Here is a 2,415-nt window from a genome sequence, read left to right as displayed (position 1 = left end):
GGCACCAACTGGGAGAACCCGCCCGGATGGCGCGGCGGCCCCGGCGCCTCGCCCGACCGCTACGGGCGCTGCCGCTAGCCGTTGAGGAACGCCTCGACCTCGGCTTGAAAACGAGCCGGCTGGTCGATCATCACGAAGTGGGCGGCCTCGTCGATGCGGACGAGCTTGACCCCCTTCAGTGGCGCATAGGCCGCGCCGTACCACCCGGCGAACGCCTCGGCGGGCGCGAAGCTGGCCTTGTTCCAGGCCCAGACCACGATGGTCGGCGCGGTGATGCGGGGCAGTTCGGGCGCCAGGTCGGTGGTCAGCAGCTCCTCCATCGCCCGGCCCACCACCTTGCGGTCGCTGGCCAGGGAGTCGTCGACCACCGCCTGGCGGGCGCTCTGCGTGAGCACCATGGTCGCGGCGGTCTGGTTCTGGCGGGCCAGGTACTGGTCCGGCGGCGCGGTCTCGATCCGCTGGCGGAAGTCGGCCGCGCCCTTGGCCACGGCGTCGCGCGAGGCGCCCGGTCCGAAATAGGCCATGGCCAGGTTGGGGAACATGTCGACCACCATCAGCCGGCCGACGAGGCCCGGATGCCGGGCCGCCAGCATCAGGCCGATCGCGCCGCCCAGCGAATGGCCGATCACGGCCGGCGCCTTCAGCCCCTTGGCCTGGATGTAGGCGGCCAGGCCCTCGGCGACGCCGGCCGCTACCGCGCCATCGGCGTTGGCTCCGGCCGGATCGCCGGCGAAGCCCGCCACCTGCACCAGGTGGACCCGGTAGCGATCCTCCAGCGCCTTGGCCGTCGGCGCCCAGACCGCCCGCGACGAGGCCAGGCCCGGGATCAGGATCACGTCCGGCCCCTTGCCTCGCACGACCACCGAGAAGCGGTCGATGTCGCCGGCGGCGAGGACGGGACCGGCGGCCGCCGTCGCGGCCAGCACGGCGCCCGCGCCCAGGAGTTCACGGCGGTTCATCGGCTTTCCCCCAGACGGCGACGGTCACCCGAAGACTTGAGGCCAGATCCCCGTCGCCGCAATCGGCCACGCGATCAATAATCAGTAATCAATTTATGAGCGAGTAAGGCCCGCGCGCTTGGCGACGGAGACGGCCCGCATGAGCGAGACGTTCGGACGGCGAAAACCCGCTCCCAGTCCCGACCAGCCGACGAAGCCTCGGCGCTGGCCTGCCTGGCCGCTGTTCCTGCTGGCCATGATCCCGGCCTATCTGCTGCAGCAGGTCCCGCTGCTGAACCTGATCCTGTTCTTCGCCCTGTCGCCGCTGTGGATCGGCCTGCTGTTCAACGCCGCCCTGGTGACGATGGCGGTCGACGCCTGGCGCCGGGCCGCGCCCCGCTGGCTGCTGGTCATCCCGGTGCTGGTCTATGGCGGCAACCTGGTCTGGTGCGTCACGGGCTATCTGGACTATCGCGCCCTGGACGAGCGGCTGCGGCGCGAGAACGCCGCCGCTCACCTGCCCTTCGATCCGGCCCAGGCGTCGATCCTGGCCCCCGGACAACTGGCCCAGACCCTGGTCGAGGGCTACGCCCTGCCGGTCGTCTACCGCTATCCCGACGTCTACCGCAGCGGCCAGCCGGCCGCGCTGCGGGTGCTGCCGCGCGCGACCTGCGAGACCATTCCCAAGTCCCCCGACCTGCGGATGACGGCGCAGCGGATGATGGTCGGCCGGGCGCTGGTGTCCAACGCCTGCGTGCTGACCCTGCCGGGCGAGCCGCAGGGGCCGGTGGTGCGGGTGGCTGCCGGCGAAGGGCCCGGGGATCTGGAACCGGGTCTGCGGCGCCTGACCCTGACGGCGCCGGACGGCCGCGCCGTCGCCCTGGCCTATGGGATCGCCGCCGTCCCCTCGCCGGTCCCGTTCCCGCTGGTCAGTTGCCTCACCTGGACCCGCCACGAATGCACGGCCGGGCTCTACCGCCTGAAGCCGGGTGTCGGCGGCGGGGCGGGTGGCTTTGCGGGCATGGTCGCCGGGGTCCTCGGCCTGGCGGAGCGGCCGATCCATACGACCAGGACCGGCGGCAGGCTGATCCTGTCGCTCGACGAGGCCCAGACCCGCGCCCTGGCGGCCGGATCGGCGCCGGCCGTGGCCCAGGCCCGCGCCTTCGGACGCCAGGCCGTGGACCGCAGCCTGGCCCGCTTCTCGCGCCTGATGGCCGGTGAGGACCTGGCCCAGGACGAGGACTTCAGCCGCTGGATCGTGGTCAGCAACGCCGACCAGGTGGACCCCGAGGCCCTGCTGGCGGCGATCGGGCGGGCCTATGGCGATTGCTCCCGCTCCAGCGCCCAGCAGGCCTTCGCCGACGTGGCCGCCGCCCTGCCGGCCGAGGCCTTCGCCCGCATCGGTCCAAGCCTGGCGCCGCTGGTCGGCGAGGACGCGGCCCTGGAGGGGCTGGCCGTGCGCCTGGGCGACCTGGGC

General features: G+C 73.0%; 2 protein-coding genes and 1 pseudogene. 2 read left to right on the top strand and 1 reads right to left on the bottom strand.

Annotation, left to right across the window (positions count from 1 at the left end; all coding sequences use genetic code 11):
- Nucleotides 1-78 (top strand): annotated as a pseudogene (locus tag DMC18_RS27070) (hypothetical protein); the annotation flags it as partial.
- Here DMC18_RS27070 and DMC18_RS23150 read toward each other — a convergent pair.
- Entirely contained in the window at nt 75-959 is an 885-nt protein-coding gene (locus tag DMC18_RS23150) for an alpha/beta fold hydrolase (protein WP_110118324.1), read from the bottom strand. The pseudogene DMC18_RS27070 and the gene DMC18_RS23150 sit on opposite strands and share 4 nt — an antisense overlap.
- A gap of 139 nt (nt 960-1,098) precedes the next feature.
- Here DMC18_RS23150 and DMC18_RS23145 point away from each other — a divergent pair.
- On the top strand, nt 1,099-2,415 hold a 1,317-nt coding region (locus DMC18_RS23145; RefSeq protein ID WP_199228325.1), incomplete at its 3' end, for a hypothetical protein.

This window comes from Caulobacter sp. D5 (assembly GCF_003185805.1).
Taxonomy (GTDB): Bacteria; Pseudomonadota; Alphaproteobacteria; order Caulobacterales; family Caulobacteraceae; genus Caulobacter.
The sequence above is the reverse complement of the archived record's forward strand: the minus strand, read 5'-3'. Positions and strand labels throughout refer to the sequence as shown.